This window comes from Citrobacter meridianamericanus (genome assembly GCF_041320245.1).
Classification (GTDB): domain Bacteria; phylum Pseudomonadota; class Gammaproteobacteria; order Enterobacterales; family Enterobacteriaceae; genus Citrobacter; species Citrobacter meridianamericanus.
Genome location: NZ_CP101036.1, coordinates 382,267 through 403,634, shown reverse-complemented (window position 1 = coordinate 403,634; position 21,368 = coordinate 382,267). Strand labels below are relative to the sequence as shown.

Sequence of the window (21,368 nt, the reverse complement as noted above, 5' to 3'; positions counted from 1 at the left end):
TCTAATCCTTCAGCTAAATATTCATTTTTTTGAATATTTAGGATGCAATACGCTATTTCCCCATTGATTTCAGACGTCTTCGTGTGCCGCCATCCACAATCCATACAAGTTCGCCAGCATGTAGCCTTCTTCATTCACATGTAGCGTCACCGTGAATTCTTTCAGCAATGCCTGATGGACCAGTAAAATAGTCGGCCAGAGATGAGATTGCGCCAGTTCCTCCAGCAGCTCACCATCCAGCGCTTCAATCACCTCGCCCTGGCGACTGCGCATGAGCGCACTCGCCATATGCGTCATCGCCATGGTTCCTTGCTCGCTGTGAATCGGCAAACGCCATTCTTCGTCCAGCCGCCTGACGACCTGCAGCATGCCGCTGCAAATATCCTTGTCGATAACACCTGCTTCACACAGCAGGTTCAACCTGTTTTCCATGTCGTTCGCCTTCACTTAATAACTGGGTTCCTGTTCACCGTTCGCCACACGTTGTTGGTGGGCGAGCAGTGCCTCTTTATTAACAACCGCCCGCAGTAACTGTTGCATCGGATAATCCTCTGCCCGGGTCAGCACCACCGCCTCCGTGGCCTGTAGAAATCGCGGATCGTTGGTGAGCGGCGTGGCTTCTAATCCCAGTACCGCCAATTCGGCCTCTGCTACCACGTTCCAGATCACCGCATCGACATCTCCTTTCGCGATGCGCTGCAAACTCTCGTGGTAAGGCATATCGATCAGTTCAACGTCACGATCGCCAAAACAGGCCTCGGTCATGATTTTCTGATCCGCCGAGCGATTATCGAGCCCGACCCGTTTTACCGCGGCACATTCGCCTTTGCGACAAATCAGTTGATGTTCGCCGACGTAGGTATGCGGCCCCAGCGCCAACGTGATGCGCAGCCCGTCCTGGGCAAGATAACTTTCCGCAGCCAGGCGAGAAACCACCGCCATGTCGTAAACGCCGTTTAGCAGGCATTCCACGCGAATATCGGCCCCACGCATGTGTGCGTAATAAAACGGGATCCCATCAAACTGTGCCTTAAGCCCACTCGCCAGCCCTTCATATAAACGGGTGTAGGGTAGCGGCATCGCACAGACCACAGTATTGATATCCACATGCGTCAACAGCGTGCGGTTATCCATCTCTACCAGGTAACTACCATTACGCCCACGACGCTCAATACGGATCGCGCCTGATGATTCCAGTGTTTTTAGCGCGGCCTGCGTTAATCCCACCGACGAGCGGCATTCGCTCGCCAGTTCATCAATGGTTTTCAAACGGTTACCACACTTTTCACCGAGCAGGTAACGGGCCAGGGTTGTCAGTACAACCCCTTCCTTCTTAATAAATGTCCGACTCATTATATATTTTCAGTAAATTGAATATTTATATCTTCATTAAAATGAAAATATAGCGCAACAAGGAAATATGCAAACGGCGAGGTGCTTCACAGTTTTTGCTATTCACAAACAAACAGGCGAAAAAAAACCGGGTATACCCCGGTTTCTTCAGAACTGCAGCGCGTATTACGGCTTGGCGACAAAACCAATGGCTTCATAAACGGCTTTCAGCGTAACAGACGCACGGGCGCTGGCTTTTTCAGCACCGTCTTTCATCACTTTCTGCAGGAAAGCTTCATCGTTACGGAAACGGTGATAACGCTCCTGAAGCTCAGTTAGCATGCCGGAAACAGCCTCAGCAACTTCGCCTTTCAGATGGCCATACATTTTGCCTTCGAAGTGTTTTTCCAGCTCCGGAATGCTCTGGCCAGTGACGGCAGAGAGGATATCCAGCAGGTTGGAAACGCCCGCTTTTTCTTTCACATCGTAACGAACAACTGGCGGCTCTTCCGAGTCGGTCATCGCACGTTTGATTTTTTTGACGACAGATTTCGGGTCTTCCAGCAGGCCGATAACGTTGTTGCGGTTGTCATCAGATTTTGACATCTTCTTCGTCGGCTCCAGCAGCGACATCACACGCGCGCCGGATTTAGGAATGAACGGCTCCGGCACTTTGAAGATGTCGCCATACAGGGCGTTGAAGCGCTGGGCGATGTCGCGGCTCAGCTCCAGATGCTGTTTCTGATCTTCGCCAACCGGGACCTGGTTGGTCTGATACAGCAGGATGTCTGCCGCCATCAGTACCGGATAATCAAACAGCCCGGCGTTAATGTTCTCCGCATAACGTGCGGATTTATCTTTGAACTGGGTCATACGGCTCAGCTCACCGAAATAGGTGTAGCAGTTCAGTGCCCAACCTAACTGTGCGTGTTCCGGCACATGAGACTGGACGAAAATAGTGCTTTTTTCAGGATCGATACCGCATGCCAGGTATAGCGCCAGCGTATCCAGCGTTGCTTTACGCAACTGCTGAGCGTCCTGACGAACGGTGATAGCATGTTGGTCAACGATGCAGTAGATGCAATGGTAGTCATCCTGCATGCTCACCCACTGACGCAGCGCACCCATATAGTTGCCAATGGTCAATTCACCTGAGGGCTGTGCGCCACTAAAAACGATGGGCTTAGTCATTTTTTGATTCCTGATTTTCGCTATGCGGAAGCCCGAGAGCGGGCAGTAGTTCATTAATACGGTCGTAAATAACGTCGGGCTGGCTCAGCGCGATCGACTCGCCGTAGTTGTAGCCATAGGTCAGGCCAACGGACGGACAACCAGCAGCTTTTGCCGCCTGAATATCATTGCGTGAATCCCCTACGAAGAGCATTTGCTCAGGCTTGATGCCAAGCTTACTTGCCACCAGCAGCAGCGGATCCGGATGGGGTTTTTTATTCTGCACGTCGTCGCCACCGATGACCACGCTAAAGTATTTGGCGATATCTAACGCCTCAAGCAATGGCGCGACAAACGGGGTCGGTTTGTTAGTCACCAGACCCAGCGGCAATCCTTTCGCATGCAGCGCGCCCAACGTATCGGCTACATCAGGGAACAGGAATGTCCCCTCTTCTGCGACATCGCCGTAGTATCTGTCGAACAGCTTGCGCAAAATCCGCACCTGTTCCTCGGCGGGAATATCATCATCAACGGGTGGTTTACCCATTGTTTTACGTAATGTCGCGCGCTCCTGACGAGACCACGCCAGCGCGCGCTCCATCAGTACATCTGCACCGTTACCAATCCAGGTGATAACACGTTCTTCACCGGCCACCGGCAGTTCCAGCGCATACAGCGCCATATCCACCGCTGCGGCTAATCCCGGCGCGCTGTCGACCAGCGTGCCGTCGAGGTCAAATGCAGCGCCCCGAATATCCTGAAACTTATCCATGACTTACCTTCGCCAGTTCATTGCGCATTTCATCAATGACTTTTTTGTAGTCTGGTTGGTCGAAAATAGCAGAGCCTGCGACAAACATATCTGCACCCGCCGCCGCGATCTCACCGATGTTGTTCACCTTGACGCCGCCGTCCACTTCCAGACGGATATCGTAGCCAGACTCATCAATACGGCGACGTACTTCACGCAGCTTATCCAGCGTTTGTGGGATGAAAGACTGCCCGCCAAAACCTGGGTTAACGGACATCAGCAGGATCACGTCGAGCTTATCCATGACGTAGTCCAGATAGCTCAGCGGCGTTGCCGGGTTGAATACCAGGCCCGCTTTACAGCCATGTTCTTTGATCAGCTGTAAAGTGCGATCGACATGCTCGGAGGCTTCCGGGTGAAAAGTAATGATGCTGGCGCCGGCTGCGGCGAAGTCCGGGACAATACGATCGACCGGTTTCACCATCAGGTGAACATCAATCGGGGCGGTAATGCCATATTTACGCAACGATTTCAGCACCATCGGGCCGATGGTCAGGTTCGGTACGTAATGATTGTCCATGACATCGAAGTGCACGACGTCGGCTCCGGCAGTCAGCGCTCTCGCGGTGTCCTCACCCAGGCGGGCAAAATCAGCCGACAGAATTGAGGGGGCGATCAAATACTGTTTCATCCGCTTCTCCTTGAGAATTATTTCTTCGCAGGCGTTACAACTCCTGGTTTATACAGTGCCAGCAGTTCATTCACCTTTTTACGCGTGCCGCCATTGCTGCTAATGCTGCGCCGCACTTTGACCTGAAAATGTTTCGCCGCGCTGTACCATTCACGGGTATCGGGCGTGTCATGATTCGAAATTAACACCGGGATCTGCTTACTGACCAGCTTTTCTGCCATCTGGGCCAGATGCGCCTGCTCTTTCGGGCTAAAGCTATTGGTATGATACGCGGTGAAATTTGCCGTCGCCGAAAGTGGTGCATAAGGCGGGTCACAATAGACCACAGAGTTACTGTCTGCTCGATCCATACACTCTTCATAAGAGAGGCAATGGAACTCCGCATTCTGCGCTTTTTCAGCAAAATGGTACAACTCGGCTTCCGGGAAGTAAGGTTTTTTATAACGACCAAACGGTACGTTAAACTCGCCGCGCAGGTTGTAACGGCATAATCCGTTGTAACCAAAGCGGTTCAGATACAAGAACAGCACTGCACGGCGGAACGGATCCTGGCTGGCATTAAATTCTTCTCTGAACCGATAGTACACCTCAGCCTGATTGGTTTCAGGCATAAACAGCTCGCGTGAAGCCTGCACATACTCATCGGTACGCGTCTTCACGATGTTATAGAGACTGATGAGGTCGCTGTTGATATCGGCAAGAATATAACGAGAAAAGTCGGTGTTGAGAAACACCGACCCGGCACCCACGAAGGGTTCAATCAGGCACTCACCCTGAGGTAAATGCCGTTTGATATCATCAAGCAGGGGATATTTCCCCCCTGCCCATTTCAAAAAAGCGCGATTTTTTTTCATGCTGACTAACTAATTACACCTTCTCCGGCTGTGGAGAAAGCTCCGACAGCATCCTGCGCTTTAGTCTTTGTCCCGCAATTGGGCGAAACAGCAAACCATTGCAGAACATATCCTATCTTACTTCAAATCGGCCTGAACCTGGTGCAGCGGTTTTGCCCACGGGTTTTTCGCCTGAATATCGGCGGGTAACGTAGACACTGCACGTTTCGCATCTTCTTTAGAGGCATAAACGCCCGTCACCAGAACATACCACGGTTGACCGTTACGCGTCGTCTGGTACACCACGTAGTTCTTCAGGTTTTCTTTCTTCGCCCAACCGTTCAGGTTGTCGTAGTTAGAAGAACTGCTGAGCTGCAGCGTGTAATGGCTGGACGGCGCAGCTTTTAACGCGCCGACATTTCCAGCACTTTTCGCTCCGCCAGCAACAGGTGTTGACGTTGTTGCCGTCGCGGTTGGCGCAGGCGTTGCAGTCTGGGCTGGCGTCGTCGCCGCGGTTGCTTTCGGCGTAGCGGTTACCACTGGCGCTTTAGTTGTGGTCGTCGGTGCAGTTGCGGTTGGTTTTGCCTGAACAACAGGTTTCGGCTCTGCCGGCGTTGTTTTCACCGTGGTTTGCGGCTTGCTCTTCGGCTCAATAACAGCCTGTTTACGTTCCTGGCGCGTAGCAGCAGGACGTTCAGTCGTTTCCGTTTTCGCAGTCTGGCGCGCAGCATTACCATTACGAACGGGAGCTACGGTCGCAGGTTCGGTCGGCAGCGTAGAGTTAACTACAACATTATTAACCTGCTCCTGACCCTGCGGTTGCGTCAAAGCGTTGTTCAGATCGCCCTGCACTTCAACACGCTGTTGGCCTTCGGTTGCCGCAGGTGTCTGACCTTGAGTCGGCGTGGAGGAAATCGGTGGCAGGGAAACATCCTGCTGGGTATTGCCCGCAGTTTGCTCAGCGCCCGCTGCATGCGTAGTCGTACTCGCCTGATCCGTTGCATTGCTGCCAGAAAGGTCGATGCTCTTCTCACCAGATGCTGCCTGCTCATTGGAAGAAGATGATGAGGGGGCTTTCAGCGCAGAACCGATACCGATAATCAGCAGCAGGAGCACCAGAACACCGACCCCCATCATCATATACTGACGTGAGGCAGGCTTACTGGCGGCTTTCTTACGCTTGCGCGGACGGCGTTCTACACGCTCTTCATCCACGTTATCGTCTTCAGATTCATACTCTTCTTCAATGTCCCGCTCTTCTTCACGCTCTTTACGTGCGCGCGCAGGACGGCGATCGTCAGCATCCAGATCAACATCATCAAAATTGATTTGCGGCTCATTATCGCGTTCAGACGATTGACGAGAACGACCAGTACGACGATCGCTGGGATCGGGTTTCAGCTCGTCTTCTGGTTTGAATTCATCCATTTAACACCCCACTCAAAGGTTAATGCTTACGACTTTGCACATAACCTGAAGCTAAAAGACCTACGTTTCGCAACGTAAGCCAGACCTTTCTTGTTGTTACGCCAGCTGGCAATCAGCAATAGCGTTAAGAACCACCTCGTGCGACACTCCGCCGCGCACTTCACTCTTCCCTATAGCCTGCGGAAGCACTAAACGAATCTCTCCCGCTAACACTTTTTTATCTCGTAGCATGTGCGGCAGATAAGCCTCGGTAGACATCTCACGCGGCCCATTAACCGGTAAGCCTGCTCGCTGTAACAGCGTAATGATGCGCTGCGTATCAGCACAGGTAAACTGACCCAGGCGTTCAGACGTACGGGCAGCCATTACCATACCTGCTGCAACTGCTTCACCATGTAACCAATTGCCATAACCCATTTCAGCTTCGATCGCATGGCCAAACGTGTGCCCCAGATTCAGTAAAGCACGTAAGCCCATTTCGCGCTCGTCTGCTGCGACAACTTCTGCTTTCAGCTCACAACAACGACGAATACAGTACGCCATCGCCGGACCGTCCAGACGCAACAACGCATCCAGATTGTCTTCCAGCCAGCTGAAAAACTTACCGTCAAGAATTATGCCGTATTTGATCACTTCCGCCAGGCCCGATGCCAGCTCACGCGCAGGAAGCGTTTTCAGACAATCGAGATCCACCACCACAGAGGCCGGTTGGTAAAACGCGCCAATCATGTTTTTACCGAGGGGATGGTTTACGGCGGTTTTGCCGCCAACGGAAGAGTCGACCTGCGACAACAGGGTTGTTGGGACTTGAATAAAACGAACACCGCGCTGATAGCTGGCTGCCGCAAAACCGGTCAGATCGCCAATCACGCCGCCGCCAAGTGCGACTAACGTGGTATCACGACCATGTGGTTTTTGCAGTAACGCAGTGAAAACCGTATCCAGAACCGTCAGGCTTTTATACTGCTCGCCATCGGGGAGGATAACGCTATCAACGTTAACACCCGCCTGTTCAAGTACGCCGCGAACCTTATCGAGATAAAGGGGAGCCAGGGTTTCGTTGGTCACCAACATAACCTGATCGCCCGATTTCAGCGGTAAGAATGAAGCTGGCTCATTAAACAAACCAGCCGCGATGGTGATAGGGTAACTACGTTCCCCGAGAGTGACTGTGATCCTCTCCATTACGCGACATCCACCTTAGTTACTTGTACCCGCAGACGAGTGTGTATTCAGCCAGAATTAGTTGCTTTCCAACATATGAATAATCTGGTTTGCTACGACTTTTGCGCTCTGATCGTCGGTGCGAATGGTCACGTCAGCAATCTCTTCATACAAAGGATTACGTTCGTCAGCCAACGCTTCCAGAACTTCACGAGGCGGTGATTCTACCTGCAGCAGCGGGCGTTTCTTGTCACGTTGAGTACGCGCAAGTTGTTTTTCAATTGTCGTTTCAAGATAGACCACGACGCCACGCGCGGAGAGACGGTTACGTGTTTCACGTGATTTTACAGAGCCACCGCCAGTTGCCAGCACAATACCCTGTTTTTCCGTCAACTCGTTGATGACTTTTTCTTCGCGATCACGGAAGCCGTCTTCACCTTCTACATCGAAGACCCAGCCCACATCAGCTCCGGTTCGTTTCTCAATCTCTTGATCAGAATCGTAAAATTCCATATTGAGTTGTTGAGCTAACTGGCGCCCAATAGTGCTTTTTCCGGCACCCATAGGCCCAACCAGAAAGATATTGCGTTTCTCTGCCATTTTTTCGGTACTACTAAGACTATTCGTTAATGGTAAACCCGCTTCGCAGACACCCAGCGCAGCAGGACATGAACTGAAACCTCATAAGATATTGCGAGAGTCAGACTGAAAATTATCTCAATACTCAAGCGGGTTTGGCAACTGAATAAATCACCAAACCTTACGCATTTCTGGTCGTGGCAGGCATGCTACCCTGCAAACATCAGACCTGGCGACGTATCGCGCAGCCAAATGACACGAAATAAGCCTATGACACACCACCGGAAAGGCAAAGCGTATTCATTGCCGCATAAGTAAAGAAAAGTACCGACGCTCAAATCGGTACTCCTTGTATGCTAAATACTCCCGCACGTCAAATCCCTGAAACGTGTTCAGTGCAAAAACAACGGCTTTTCATGCATAAGTTATTCCGTTAAAACCAGTCTGGGCGTAATAAACACCACTAATTCGCGCCGTTCGTCTTCTTTTCCATCATGGCGAAAGAGAGAGCCAAGCCAGGGAATATCGCCTAACAGCGGCACGCTGTCGGCAGCGGATTTATTTTTGTGTGAAAAAATCCCGCCCAGGGCAATCGTTTCGCCGCTTTTTACCTCGACCTGCGTTTCAATTTCCTGCTTATCTATAGCCAGAACTTCGCCATCCGCCTGTTGTAACACCTGCCCGGGAACATTCTGGCTGATATGCAGTTTCAGCCTGATTCGTCCTTTCTGCAACACGGTAGGCGTTACCTCCATCCCCAATACAGCTTCTTTAAACTCGACGGATGTCGCGCCGCTTTCACCGCTGGAGACCTGATATGGGATTTCGCTACCCTGCTTAATACTGGCAGGTTGCAGGTGAGAAGCCAGTAAACGTGGACTGGCGATGATATCCAACTGCTGTTTTTGCTCCAGCGCAGACAGTTCCAGTTCGAGTAAACGACCGTTAATGCGGCCAATGTTAAATCCTACACGGGTTGTAGCGGTGGCGACAGAGAGATCGCTGGCAAGCGTTGTAACATTACCCACCGTACCGAGTTGCTGTGCGTCAGCCAGCGACCACTTAACCCCCAGCTCACGTAAACTTTTTTCATTAATTGTGACGATATGCGCCGCCAGCTCAACCTGTGCAACCGGCAGATCCATTTGCGCCACCCACTTTTCCAGTGCGTTAAGCGCAACGCGATTATCACGCAGCAGTAAACGGTTGGTTCGTTTATCCACCGTCATGCTGCCTTTGGCGCTAAGCAGCTTTTCTCCGGCCTTGGCCAGCTCGGATGCATCGGCATAGTGCAAAATGATGCTGCGATGTTCCAGTGGTAAACTGGCCTGAGTCCGTGCCTGCTCATTTTCCTGGCGGGCCGCATTTTCACTCTGCCATTGAACAGAATGCACATGCAGAATATTGCCCTCCTGGCGTAATACCAGCCCGGCGCTTTTCACTACCGTTTGCAATGCCTGCTTCCAGGGCACATTCGTCAGATGCAGTGACAGCACACCGCTAACATCCGGTGAAACCACTAGGTTTTTCTGTTCTTGTTCAGCTAATGCCTGCAATACCTGCACAACCGGCACTTCATCGACCACCAGCGTCACGTTTTGTGATTTCCCCGCCAGCACGCTGGGAATCACGACCATTACCATTATCACTATCCACGCCATCCTTCGCTTCATTTACCGCTCCTTGTCGTTGCCACTGCCACTGTGGTGGCTCGCAGTTTTTCCCTATGTCGAGGGTTATGCTCTGAGCTGTTATCTGTGCCACTTTCCAACCGTTTTTCAGGACCTCATTTCGCTCCACTCGCCGCCATTTGTGTTGGTTATCCTGCACGATGCCGATGGGTCGTGTGTCCTGGCTCACCATTCCCTGAAAACGCCATGCTGACAGTTCAGCAATTTGGCAGTGGTCTTCCGGCGGCAGGAAGGGATTACGCATACCGGTGAGCACCAGTACGCTTACGCATGCCAACAACCAGCGTTTAACCGTCATTCAGGCGCTCCAGTTGTAGCGTTAGCAGCAATTCAGCTCCTTCCTGGCTGAGAGAAAATTGGCTAACGTTCATTCCCTGCTCCGCCAGTTGGACAAACATCAGCGGGATGGCATCCCAGGCTGGCTTGAGCGTCATCTCTCCACCCTGAGCGGAGGGCTGCCAGTGGAGAAGACGTGTGTGCAGAGTCTGAAACAGCAGCGGAGAGAACGGAATCAGCGGCTCTTCAGGAGCTTCTGATGATGTCGCCAGCAAATATAGATTTCGCCATTGTGTCTGCATGGCCGCACGTTGCTGGTTGAGCGCCTCTTGATGCATCACCCGTTTCTGCGCGACGGGATGAAGACAGAGCAAGACGGCGATAAGCAGTCCCAGCAGCCAGCCACACCAGCAAATGAGCCGAAAGCGCGGCGACTGTGCTAACCAGCTATCACAGAGCGTTATCATGCGCACCGCTCCGCGTTAGTCGATAGTGGAATTGCCAGCGTCCCTGCGCATCCTGCTGCGTTTCCCCTGGGCTGTTCAACTGAAACCGCGACGGCTGGCGTAATTGCGCTTCCAGCGTCTTTAGCGCCGCAAAATTCAGCGTGTTTCCCGTCAGCTCCAGCGTCTCCTGCTGCCAGGTGATTTTTGTAAACCACGCCTGCTCTGGCAGTAATTCCGCTAGCCCTTGCAAAACCAGCTGCCAGCTTCGGGTCTGCTCACGCTGCCTGTTTCGTTCTTTTACCTGCAGCCATCGTTGCTGGCGATGCTTCATGCGCGGCTTTAGCGCCATTAAGGCCTCGCCTCGCGTCTTTTCGGCATCAGCCAGCAACAATTCAATCCGGGTTTCTATGTAAAAAACGCTGCAATAGCGCAACAACACGCCAATGCTAAGCACTAGCGAAGCGCTAAATAAAACGCCCCAGAAACGCAGGCAGGCGCGTCGTCGCGTCTGGCGCCAGGGGAGGAGGTTGATGGTCGCTATCATTAGCACACGCCTCCCATAGCGAGTCCCAAAGCAATGGCGAAACGATGGCTTTGCGTGGGAATGGGCGGCTGGCGCACGGATACCACGCTTAACGGATCGAAGCCGTCGGGGTCACATAGCGCAATGGCTGTCGTGGGAAGAGACAATGTCGCGGCAAGCTCGTCGATACTGCCAATATCACCCGTTGATTTACGTCCCCATGCCGAATGGGTAGCCCACAGCCACTGGGCGTCATCACGCCATACCAAACACTGTTGATGTTCTGGCAAATAGGGAATAAATCGCTGTAACGCACTGGCATCCGGGGTAATCGCCGTAACCTGCACTTTCAGCGTTTGAATAAGCGTCAGCAGTGTTGAAATCTCTTTGCTTTGCGCGGCAGTGACGTTAAACACCGGGCTCAATGCGTCTTCGCTATAATCGAAATGCAGCGCATCTGGTGCCATATCCAATTCACGCGCCATCGAACCGGATAACCATGCGGTTTGCTCCGGCTCGCGTAATGTCATATCCGGACGAGGGTACTTTTTTTGTAAAGTCCTGTTGGCGGGAAAGGAAAGATGAATATGGTGTCGGCGAGGAAGCTCACGGCTCCACGGCAGTAGCGCAGCGACAAGCTGTTCAGGCTCGCGAATGTGGCCATCGACGATAACCTGAGGCGTCAGCGGTATGCGCCACCAGCGTTGTAGAAACCAACCGGATGCGTCGCGAACAGCGGCGACTGCCAGCGCTTCATGTTGCTGAATATGCAGACCAATTTTCCAGATATTGAAAGCCATTGCTGATGATCTCCGTATCACCCGTTGCTTTAACGGGTATATCAATGCGTCTGGCTTGCCTTTATACTACCGCGCGTTTGTTTATAAACTGCCCAAATGCCACTAAATGGGAAATCTCCAGTGAAGTTCGTAAAGTATTTATTAATCCTTGCAGTATGTTGCATCCTGCTGGGAGCAGGCTCGATTTATGGCCTTTATCGCTATATTGAGCCGCAATTACCTGACGTCGCGACGCTCAAAGACGTGCGTTTACAGATCCCGATGCAGGTTTACAGCGCTGACGGCGAGCTGATCGCGCAATATGGCGAGAAACGTCGAATCCCGGTCACGCTGGATCAGATGCCGCCAGTAATGGTTAAAGCCTTTATCGCCACAGAAGACAGCCGTTTTTATGATCACCATGGGGTAGACCCGGTGGGGATCTTCCGTGCGGCCAGTGTCGCGTTGTTCTCTGGGCACGCGTCGCAAGGGGCGAGCACCATTACCCAACAGTTGGCGAGAAACTTCTTCCTCAGCCCAGAACGTACGCTGATGCGTAAGATCAAAGAGGTGTTCCTGGCGATCCGCATTGAACAACTGCTGAGTAAAGATGAGATCCTCGAGCTGTATCTGAACAAGATTTACCTGGGGTATCGCGCCTATGGCGTGGGTGCTGCCGCGCAGGTCTATTTCGGTAAGACCGTTGATCAGCTTAGCTTAAGTGAAATTGCAGTGATTGCCGGTCTGCCAAAAGCGCCGTCAACCTTCAACCCACTCTATTCGATGGACCGGGCAACCGCGCGACGTAACGTCGTGCTGTCGCGCATGTTGAGCGAAAACTACATCACGCAGGCCCAGTACGACCAGGCGCGTAATGAAGCGATTGACGCCAACTATCACGCGCCGGAAATCGCTTTCTCTGCACCGTATCTGTCTGAGATGGTGCGCCAGGAGATGTATAACCGTTATGGCGAGAAAGCCTATGAAGACGGGTATCGCATTACCACCACCATTACGCGTAAAGTACAGCAGGCAGCTCAGCAGGCAGTACGTAACAACGTGATGGATTACGACATGCGTCACGGCTACCGCGGCCCGTCGAACGTGCTGTGGAAAGTGGGCGAAAGCAGTTGGGACAGTAAAAAAATCACCGATACGCTGAAAGCGTTGCCGACTTATGGACCGCTATTACCGGCGGTTGTTACCAGCGCCAATCCGCAGGAAGCCATTGCCGCGCTAGCGGATGGTACGTCAGTGTCATTACGGATGGATGGCATGCGTTGGGCGCGTCCTTACCGCTCGGATACCCAGCAAGGCCCAACGCCGCGTAAAGTGACCGATGTGGTACAAACCGGGCAGCAAATCTGGGTACGCCAGGTTGGCAATGCCTGGTGGCTGGCGCAAGTGCCGGATGTCAACTCCGCACTGGTCTCCATCAATCCGCAAAACGGCGCGGTGCTGGCACTGGTTGGTGGTTTTGACTTCAACCAAAGCAAGTTTAACCGTGCCACCCAGGCGTTACGCCAGGTAGGTTCTAACATCAAACCTTTCCTGTATACCGCCGCGATGGATAAAGGTCTGACGCTGGCGAGCATGCTCAATGACGTGCCGATCTCCCGCTGGGATGCTGGTGCCGGTTCTGACTGGCAGCCGAAGAACTCACCGCCGCAGTATGCTGGTCCTATCCGCTTACGTCAGGGTCTGGGCCAGTCGAAAAACGTGGTGATGGTACGCGCCATGCGCGCAATGGGCGTGGATTACGCGGCAGAGTATCTGCAACGTTTCGGCTTCCCGGCGCAGAACATTGTGCACACTGAGTCGCTCGCGCTGGGTTCTGCCTCGTTCACGCCATTACAGGTGGCGCGCGGTTACGCGGTGATGTCTAACGGCGGCTTCCTGGTCGATCCGTATTTCATCAGCAAGATCGAAAGCGATATGGGCGGCGTGATCTTCGAGGCGAAGCCAAAAATTGCCTGCCCGGAATGTGATATTCCAGTGATTTATGGTGACACCCAGAAATCTAACGTTTTGGAAAACAATAACGTAGAAGATGTCGCCGTCTCGCAGGAACAGCAGAATGCCGCCGTGCCAATGCCGCAGCTTGAGCAAGCTAACCAGGCGCTGGTTGCGCAAAGCGGAACGCAGGAGTACGCGCCTCACGTGATCAACACGCCGCTGGCCTTCCTGATTAAAAGCGCGCTGAACACCAATATCTTTGGTGAGCCAGGCTGGATGGGAACCGGTTGGCGTGCAGGTCGCGATCTACAGCGCCATGATATCGGCGGGAAAACCGGGACCACCAACAGCTCTAAAGATGCGTGGTTCTCCGGCTACGGGCCGGGGGTGGTGACATCGGTCTGGATCGGATTTGACGACCATCGCCGCAACCTTGGTCACACAACGGCCTCCGGGGCGATCAAAGACCAAATCTCCGGTTACGAAGGCGGCGCGAAGAGTGCGCAGCCTGCATGGGATGCCTACATGAAGTCCGTGCTGGAAGGTGTGCCTGAGCAGCCGCTGACGCCGCCTCCGGGCATCGTGACGGTCAATATCGATCGCAGCACCGGTCAACTGGCAAGCGGTGGTAACAGCCGCGCAGAGTATTTCATTGAAGGCACTCAGCCGACGCAGCAGGCAGTGCATGAGGTGGGGACGACCATTATCGATAATGGTGAGACGCACGAACTGTTCTGATCAAAAAAGGCGCTTAGGCGCCTTTTTTATTATTCACTTACTCGCTGTAGGCCGGAGCAGGCGTTAGCCGAGTTCCGGCAATCGCAATTAAAGCCGCCCCTGCCCTTTCAGCCATTCGCGCACGAGGAACAGCGCACTCACATTACGCGCTTCGTGAAAATCAGGATCTTCCAGCAGATCCATCAAATGCGCCAGCGGCCAGCGCACTTGCGGTAATGGCTCAGGCTCATCGCCCTCCAGTGATTCAGGATATAAGTCCTCTGCCACCACAATGTTCATCTTGCTGGAGAAATAGGACGGCGCCATGCTGAGTTTCTTCAAAAACGTCAGATCTTTTGCGCCAAACCCTACTTCTTCTTTTAGTTCCCGATTTGCCGCTTCATAGACGCTTTCGCCAGGGTCAATTAACCCCTTAGAAAAACCCAGTTCATAAGATTCGGTGCCAACCGCGTATTCACGGATGAGGATCAGGTGATCGTCCACAATCGGCACAATCATTACCGCTTCACGCGTGGAAGGGCGCATACGTTCATAAACGCGGCGGACGCCATTGCTGAACTCAAGGTCCACGCTTTCGACTTTAAACAGCCGGGATTGGGCGACGGTTTCCACTTTTAAAATCGTGGGTTTCTGTAATGATTTGCTCATTGTGAGGATCTTTGCTGTGAAATCTGGGGTTATTGTGCGACATGCCGCAAGGTTTCGGCAATGTGAATTGCCGTTTATTTACATTTATGTAACGTACTAAAAGTTAATCCTTATTTCAAATTAAAAGTCAATAGGTTGAAATAACTCCAGGAATTTGCTGATATTCCATTTTTAGTGATTTTGCTATGATTCGCATTTACTGGGCTGTACTTAAAGATGCTCAAGTTCGACTCCACACTTGCCGATAGCCAACCACAGAATCACGAATATTGAACAGGGTGCGACTGACCACGCCTGACAGACTAAGTAAGATGGGGAAAGCATGAGCACCATTCTGATTTTTTTAACTGCTTTGCTGGCCTGCTCATTGCTTGCAGGATGGCTACTCAGAACAAAAACCAGGCGGAAAAATTTTCCTTTGAGCAACGTCTTCTCAGACGCCTCAGAACGTAAACTTACGCCAGAAGAGCGCAGTGCAGTCGAAAATTATCTCGAAAGCCTTAGTCAAATTCAGCAGGTACCCGGCCCAACGGGTGCCAGCTCCGCGCCAGTATCGCTAACGCTGAATGCCCAAAGTAATAGCGTCATCGTGCTTACGCACGCGATTACACGTTACGGCATTACCACCGACGATCCTAACAAATGGCGTTACTATCTTGATTCCGTTGAGGTACATCTTCCCCCCTTCTGGGAACAATACATCAATGACGAAAACAGCGTTGAGCTAATCCACACCAATACGATACCGCTGGTTATCTCTCTGAACGGCCATACGCTGCAGGAATATATGCAGGAAGCGCGTGGCTATGCGCTACAGCACACCGCCTCTACCCAAGCGTCCATTCGTGGTGAAGAAAGCGAGCAGATTGAACTGCTGAATATTCGCCAGGAAACTCATGAAGAATATGCGCTCAGTCGTCCGTCTGGACTGCGCGAAGCGTTGTTAATTGCCGCATCATTCCTGTTGTTCTTCTTCTGTTTGATAATCCCGGATACGTTTGTTCCGTGGACGGTCGGTGGCGCCGTGCTGCTGCTGGCTGCGGGTCTGTGGGGGCTTTTCGCCCCGCCGTCGAAAACCGCCCTGCGGGAAATTCATTGTCTGCGCGGGACTCCGCGTCGCTGGGGGCTGTTTGGCGAAAACGATCAGGAGCAAATTAATAATATCTCGTTGGGCATTATTGATCTGATTTATCCACGTCACTGGCAGCCTTACATTGCGCAGGATCTCGGCCAGCAAACAGATATCGATATTTATCTCGATCGCCACGTTGTCCGCCAGGGACGCTTTTTATCCCTGCATGACGAAGTCAAAAACTTCCCGTTACAGCACTGGTTACGCAATGCCGTCATCGCAGGCGGCTCGTTGCTGGTACTGCTGATGCTGCTTGTTTGGATCCCGCTGGATATGCCGATAAAGCTTACGCTTTCCTGGATGAAGGGGGCGCAAACTATCGAAGCCACCAGCGTTAAACAACTTGAAAACGCAGGCGTTCGTGTGGGTGACACGCTGCAACTGAGCGGGACGGGTATGTGTAACATTCATACCCAGGGGAGCTGGAATGCTCAGCCTTCCACACCGTTTATGCCTTTCGATTGCACGCAAATTATCTGGAATGACGCGCGCGCATTGCCGCTGCCCGAATCCGAGCTGGTGAATAAAGCCATCGCGCTGACACAGGCCGTGAACCGACAACTGCATCCCAAAGCGGATGATGACTCTCGTGTTAGCGCATCGTTACGCTCTGCAATCCAAAAATCCGGCATGGTGTTACTGGACGACTTTGGCGAGATAGTCCTGAAAACGGCCGATCTTTGCGCGGCCAAAGATGAATGTGTACGATTAAAAAATGCGCTGGTGAACCTGGGTAATAGTAAAGACTGGGCGGCGCTGGTGAAACGGGCGAACGCAGGTAAACTGGATGGCGTGAACGTGCTGCTGCGTCCGGTAAGCGCGGAGTCGTTGGATAATCTGGTGAATACCTCTACGGCACCGTTTATTTCTCGCGAGACAGCGCGAGCGGCCCAGGCGCTGAATAGCCCTGCGCCCGGCGGTTTCCTGATTATCAGCGACGAAGGCAGCGATCTGGTCGATCAACCGTGGCCGACGACTTCGCTATATGACTATCCCCCACAGGAACAGTGGAACGCCTTCCAGCGACTGGCGCAGATGCTGATGCAGACGCCGTTTCGTGCGGAGGGGATCGTCACCAATATTTCGACCGACGCCAATGGAACCCAGCACATTGGCCTTCACCGTATCCCGGACCGTTCAGGATTATGGCGCTACCTTGGCACAACGCTGCTGATGTTCTCGATGCTCGGATGCGCTATCTACAACAGCATACAGGCATTCAGACGCTACCAGCGTCATCGCACCCGCATCGCGGAAATTCAGAGCTACTACGAAAGCTGCCTGAATCCTACGCTGATTGACGACACGGAAAGCCTGATTAGATAACACGCTCGCGCGACAGGATATGCTACTCTGTCGCGCATCATGTTTTCTTCTGGGGAGTTTCCATGCAGATCAATATTGCCTGGCAGGATGTCGACACCGTGTTGTTAGATATGGACGGCACGTTGCTCGACCTGGCATTCGATAACTATTTCTGGCAAAAACTGGTGCCTGAAACCTATGGCGCGAAGCAGGGTATCTCTCCCCAGGAAGCCCAGGCCTATATTCGTCAGCAGTATCACGCCGTGCAGCATACGCTGAACTGGTATTGCCTGGATTACTGGAGCGAATGCCTGGATCTGGATATTTGCGCGATGACAACGGAACAGGGACCACGCGCCGTTTTACGTGAAGATACCGTACCGTTTCTTGATGCCTTAAAAGCCAGCGGCAAGCGTCGTATTTTGCTCACCAATGCGCATCCGCATAACCTGGCGGTGAAGCTGGAGCACACCGGTCTGGCCTCACACCTTGATTTATTACTTTCCACCCACACATTTGGTTATCCCAAAGAGGATCAGCGGTTATGGCACGCTGTGGCTGAAGAAACGGGAATGAGTGCAGAGAAGACGCTGTTTATTGACGACAGCGAACCCATTCTCGATGCCGCTGCTCTGTACGGTATTCGTTACTGCCTCGGCGTAACCAATCCCGATTCTGGCATTGCGGAAAAACAGTATGCACGCCACCCGTCACTGAATGACTACCGCCGACTGATCCCCTCACTGATGTGAAGGAGACGCCATGAAAGAAAAGCCCCCTGTTGAAGTCAGGCTGGATAAATGGCTGTGGGCTGCTCGCTTTTACAAAACGCGTGCGCTAGCCCGCGAAATGGTTGAAGGCGGTAAGGTGCATTACAACGGCCAACGCAGCAAGCCGAGCAAGATTGTCGAGCTGAACGCCACCCTCACCCTGCGCCAGGGAAATGACGAACGAACGGTCATTATCAAGGCTATTACCGAGCAGCGTCGCCCGGCCACGGAAGCCGTTACGCTGTATGAAGAAACCGCGGAAAGCGTGGAAAAACGCGAAAAAGTGGCACTGGCGCGTAAACTTAACGCGTTAACCATGCCGCACCCGGACAGGCGACCGGACAAGAAAGAGCGCCGCGACCTGTTACGATTTAAACATGGCGACAGCGAGTGACTGTCACCTGCAAGAGAGATGATTATGCCGCAACATGACCAATTACATCGTTATCTGTTTGAAAACTTTGCCGTGCGCGGCGAGCTGGTGACCGTTTCGGAAACCCTGCAACAGATCCTCGAAAACCATACTTATCCGCAGCCAGTCAAAAACGTGCTGGCCGAGCTGCTGGTCGCCACCAGCCTGCTTACCGCCACGCTGAAGTTTGCTGGTGATATCACTGTACAGCTGCAGGGCGACGGTCCGCTGAGCCTGGCCGTCATTAACGGCAACAACAACCAACAAATGCGCGGCGTGGCCCGCATGCAGGGCGATATCCCTGAAGACGCAGATCTGAAAACGCTGGTGGGTAATGGCTACCTGGTGATCACCATAACCCCGGAAGAAGGCGAGCGCTATCAGGGCGTGGTCGGTCTGGAAGGTGACACGCTGGCTGCCTGCCTGGAAGACTACTTCATGCGTTCTGAACAGCTGCCAACGCGTCTGTTTATCCGCACTGGCGACGTCGATGGCAAACCCGCGGCTGGCGGAATGCTGCTGCAGGTCATGCCGGCGCAAAACGCACAGACCGATGATTTCGATCACCTGACCGCCCTGACCGAAACCATCAAAACTGAAGAGCTGTTGACACTGCCGGCCAACGAAGTGCTGTGGCGCTTGTACCACGAAGAAGAGGTTACCCTCTACGATCCGCAGGACGTTGAGTTCAAATGCACCTGCTCACGCGAACGCTGCGCTGGCGCACTGAAAACGCTACCGGACGAAGAAGTAGACAGCATTCTGGCGGAAGAAGGCGAGATTGATATGCACTGCGATTACTGCGGTAGCCACTATCTGTTTAACGCCATGGACATTGCTGAGATCCGCAGCAACGCCTCCCCGGCAGACCCGCAGGTACATTAATCTTCTTATCCGGCCTACAGGTAAACGGTTGTAGGCCGGATAAGACGTACGCCTCGCCACCCGGCAAAAAACCTATCCGCAACAAGCTCACTCGTTGTAATAATTCATCGGTAACCGGGTGCCATCAATAGTGATATCCCGCCAGACTCTGGGAGCTGAATCCAGTTGATGATTCGCCACCGCCTTGAGCAATTTATCTTTATTGAACCCTTCTGGTAGCTGAGCGGACGCGATGAGAACCCATTTATCCTCCTTCCTGCCGAAGACCAGTGTTTCGCCATCGCCAAAGGCATACAGCACCTGCTCAGGTTGACCATCCGCATTGAGGTCCTGATCGACCAGCACGCATGCGTCCTGTTCAACGCAGGAAGTAATACGATAGCGTTGTCCTTTGATAAACGTCCAGAAGGTATCATCGGGTTTCTTGCTCCCCGGTGCGATCATGACTTTCGGCGCTAACTGAGTGGTAGTCAGGTTCTGAACAGGATCGCGATCCTCCTGAAGAATGGCGTTTAAGTCACGTTTACGCTTGCTATCCTTATTGAATGCCTCATCTTTTTGTAACGCTTCCAGCGCCGCACGCCCCGGCTTCCCGCTGCGATTCAACATATACAGGCTAACCTGATCTGCTTTGATTTTCCCGCTGTAGTAGCGCTCCATATGGCTGTTGACGCTAATGCGCCAGGCATCAATCACTGGCGACGTGAGCAGAACCAGTAACCCTAATGCCAGTAACGAAACGCCGAGAATGACCTTTCCCTGAATCTCAAGTGGGTTGCGTCCCCGGCGTAAAATGCTCACCAGATAGCCAAACGACCAGACCAACAGTACGCAGACCACCAATACGCCATGCAGACGCTCAGGGGTCCAACCGTACTGCTGAATTCGCACCCACAGTGACCAGCCGGCAATCAGCGTATAGATAGGTGCGACAGCCAGAGCACATTTGATGAGATAGCGTAACGCGCCAGGATAAGGTAGAGCTTCCTTTTGTGGCTCGCGCACCATGGCCATGAGCAGCAGCAGGCTAAACGTCAGCGTTGACATCAGCCCCGCCGCTGAAACCCGCTGCGAAATAGCCTCCAGCCCGGTGAAAGGCAAAGTCAGCATAAACATCAGCGCGAGTAGCGCTATCAGAGGTAGCAAACCCGTGGCGATTAACGTCAGCAGCTTTTGTACCGCCGCAACCAGACGCGACTGCGTACGCGCCAGTACGACCGCCAACGCGGTAATCAGGCCTAATACGATGTAGGCAAACCAGTCGGTATCAAAAAAAAGCGTTTCAAAAAAGGTAATGCCGACGAGTTTAAACATCTCGCTCCACAGCAGGAGCACCATCCAGAACAACCCGTTGGAAATGAACACAATCAGCAGCGTCAACGCGTTAAGCCACAATTGCGTATAAAATTGCGCATAGCGCGTCTGCTGGCGGGACGCGCGAAGCGAGTACTGAATCCACGGCAACGCCAGCATTGCCATCAACAACAAGCGCCAGCCGTAGAGAAAAAAGGTTTCCTGCTGCCGCCACTTATCTCCACCCTCAACTTGCCACTTCAGCCAGACGCTCATCGCCAGCACCGCCACAAAAATCAACGCCATCCAGTACCACAGCGCACGTTGTTTGAACGAGACAACGGTGAGTAAAAGCGCCGAGGAGAAAGCAATCGTCGCGGGCATGCCACAAAACAACCAGCCGTCGTTATGCGGCGCCAGAAAGGTTATCAGCAGGTAGCACAACATTCCCTGTAACAGGCCAATTGATATCATGCCCCAGCGAGTGGTACGTGAAAGTTCAACACTATCCATGTCGTCATCCAGAATGAAGAGAAAAGGTAATTATCGCATCAACTTCACAATTT

21 protein-coding genes are annotated in these 21,368 nt (G+C 52.8%); 5 read left to right on the top strand and 16 right to left on the bottom strand.

Annotated elements, in window-relative coordinates:
• Window positions 1-69 precede the first annotated feature (69 nt).
• From NMD08_RS01835 to NMD08_RS01770, 14 genes are all read right to left on the bottom strand, one after another.
• Window positions 70-432 carry a PRD domain-containing protein gene (locus tag NMD08_RS01835; RefSeq protein WP_151216843.1) on the bottom strand — a complete coding sequence of 121 codons (363 nt, stop codon included), beginning with the start codon at window positions 430-432 and terminating at the stop codon, window positions 70-72.
• 15 nt (window positions 433-447) lie between these two features.
• Window positions 448-1,353, bottom strand: a complete 906-nt coding sequence (yhfZ, locus tag NMD08_RS01830) for a GntR family transcriptional regulator YhfZ (RefSeq protein WP_151216844.1) — start codon at window positions 1,351-1,353, stop codon at window positions 448-450.
• 165 nt (window positions 1,354-1,518) lie between these two features.
• Window positions 1,519-2,523 (bottom strand): tryptophan--tRNA ligase, encoded by a 1,005-nt coding sequence (gene trpS / locus NMD08_RS01825; protein WP_151216845.1) that lies wholly within the window; start codon window positions 2,521-2,523, stop codon window positions 1,519-1,521.
• Window positions 2,516-3,274, bottom strand: coding sequence for a phosphoglycolate phosphatase (gph, locus tag NMD08_RS01820; RefSeq protein ID WP_003837920.1), 759 nt, complete (start codon window positions 3,272-3,274; stop codon window positions 2,516-2,518). The genes trpS and gph overlap by 8 nt, the downstream gene beginning before the upstream one ends.
• Window positions 3,267-3,944 (bottom strand): ribulose-phosphate 3-epimerase, encoded by a 678-nt coding sequence (gene rpe, locus NMD08_RS01815; RefSeq protein ID WP_003023561.1) that lies wholly within the window; start codon window positions 3,942-3,944, stop codon window positions 3,267-3,269. The genes gph and rpe overlap by 8 nt, the downstream gene beginning before the upstream one ends.
• A 17-nt stretch (window positions 3,945-3,961) precedes the next feature.
• Window positions 3,962-4,798: an adenine-specific DNA-methyltransferase gene (gene dam, locus NMD08_RS01810; protein ID WP_151216847.1), complete on the bottom strand. Its 837-nt coding sequence runs from the start codon at window positions 4,796-4,798 to the stop codon at window positions 3,962-3,964.
• 117 nt (window positions 4,799-4,915) lie between these two features.
• Window positions 4,916-6,205, bottom strand: coding sequence for a cell division protein DamX (gene damX, locus NMD08_RS01805; RefSeq protein ID WP_370619443.1), 1,290 nt, complete (start codon window positions 6,203-6,205; stop codon window positions 4,916-4,918).
• Window positions 6,206-6,301: 96 nt separating this feature from the next.
• Window positions 6,302-7,390, bottom strand: coding sequence for a 3-dehydroquinate synthase (aroB, locus tag NMD08_RS01800; RefSeq protein ID WP_370619441.1), 1,089 nt, complete (start codon window positions 7,388-7,390; stop codon window positions 6,302-6,304).
• Window positions 7,391-7,447: 57 nt separating this feature from the next.
• Window positions 7,448-7,969, bottom strand: a complete 522-nt coding sequence (gene aroK, locus NMD08_RS01795; protein WP_003023552.1) for a shikimate kinase AroK — start codon at window positions 7,967-7,969, stop codon at window positions 7,448-7,450.
• Between the two features lie 404 nt (window positions 7,970-8,373).
• Entirely contained in the window at window positions 8,374-9,621 is a 1,248-nt protein-coding gene (hofQ, locus tag NMD08_RS01790) for a DNA uptake porin HofQ (RefSeq protein WP_151216850.1), read from the bottom strand.
• Complete coding sequence (locus NMD08_RS01785) at window positions 9,524-9,937, bottom strand: HofP DNA utilization family protein (RefSeq protein WP_187253790.1); 414 nt, start codon at window positions 9,935-9,937, stop codon at window positions 9,524-9,526. Before NMD08_RS01785 ends, hofQ begins: the two co-directional genes overlap by 98 nt.
• A complete protein-coding gene (locus NMD08_RS01780) occupies window positions 9,927-10,382 on the bottom strand; it encodes a hypothetical protein (RefSeq protein WP_370619439.1) in 456 nt (151 codons plus the stop codon). Before NMD08_RS01780 ends, NMD08_RS01785 begins: the two co-directional genes overlap by 11 nt.
• Window positions 10,366-10,905 carry a PilN domain-containing protein gene (locus tag NMD08_RS01775; RefSeq protein WP_151216853.1) on the bottom strand — a complete coding sequence of 180 codons (540 nt, stop codon included), beginning with the start codon at window positions 10,903-10,905 and terminating at the stop codon, window positions 10,366-10,368. Before NMD08_RS01775 ends, NMD08_RS01780 begins: the two co-directional genes overlap by 17 nt.
• Window positions 10,905-11,684, bottom strand: a complete 780-nt coding sequence (locus tag NMD08_RS01770) for a DNA utilization protein HofM (RefSeq protein WP_151216854.1) — start codon at window positions 11,682-11,684, stop codon at window positions 10,905-10,907. Before NMD08_RS01770 ends, NMD08_RS01775 begins: the two co-directional genes overlap by 1 nt.
• A gap of 120 nt (window positions 11,685-11,804) precedes the next feature.
• Here NMD08_RS01770 and mrcA point away from each other — a divergent pair, with 120 nt between their 5' ends.
• The gene (gene mrcA / locus NMD08_RS01765) at window positions 11,805-14,357 is read left to right on the top strand and encodes a peptidoglycan glycosyltransferase/peptidoglycan DD-transpeptidase MrcA (protein ID WP_187253794.1); all 2,553 of its coding nucleotides are present in this window, start codon (window positions 11,805-11,807) and stop codon (window positions 14,355-14,357) included.
• A gap of 87 nt (window positions 14,358-14,444) precedes the next feature.
• On the opposite strand, the gene nudE is transcribed toward mrcA, so the two are convergent.
• Complete coding sequence (nudE, locus tag NMD08_RS01760) at window positions 14,445-15,005, bottom strand: ADP compounds hydrolase NudE (protein WP_016154795.1); 561 nt, start codon at window positions 15,003-15,005, stop codon at window positions 14,445-14,447.
• Window positions 15,006-15,327: 322 nt separating this feature from the next.
• On the opposite strand from nudE, the gene igaA reads away from it, so the two are divergent.
• The 4 genes from igaA (at window position 15,328) to hslO (ending at window position 19,509) form a co-directional block, all read left to right on the top strand.
• Entirely contained in the window at window positions 15,328-17,463 is a 2,136-nt protein-coding gene (gene igaA, locus NMD08_RS01755; RefSeq protein ID WP_370619437.1) for an intracellular growth attenuator protein IgaA, read from the top strand.
• A 62-nt stretch (window positions 17,464-17,525) separates the two neighbouring features.
• Entirely contained in the window at window positions 17,526-18,194 is a 669-nt protein-coding gene (yrfG, locus tag NMD08_RS01750; RefSeq protein ID WP_151216856.1) for a GMP/IMP nucleotidase, read from the top strand.
• Between the two features lie 10 nt (window positions 18,195-18,204).
• The gene (hslR, locus tag NMD08_RS01745) at window positions 18,205-18,606 is read left to right on the top strand and encodes a ribosome-associated heat shock protein Hsp15 (protein WP_151216857.1); all 402 of its coding nucleotides are present in this window, start codon (window positions 18,205-18,207) and stop codon (window positions 18,604-18,606) included.
• A gap of 24 nt (window positions 18,607-18,630) precedes the next feature.
• Window positions 18,631-19,509, top strand: coding sequence for an Hsp33 family molecular chaperone HslO (gene hslO, locus NMD08_RS01740; protein ID WP_151216858.1), 879 nt, complete (start codon window positions 18,631-18,633; stop codon window positions 19,507-19,509).
• 87 nt (window positions 19,510-19,596) lie between these two features.
• Here hslO and NMD08_RS01735 read toward each other — a convergent pair whose 3' ends face one another.
• A complete protein-coding gene (locus tag NMD08_RS01735; protein WP_370619435.1) occupies window positions 19,597-21,315 on the bottom strand; it encodes a DUF4153 domain-containing protein in 1,719 nt (572 codons plus the stop codon).
• Window positions 21,316-21,368 lie beyond the last annotated feature (53 nt).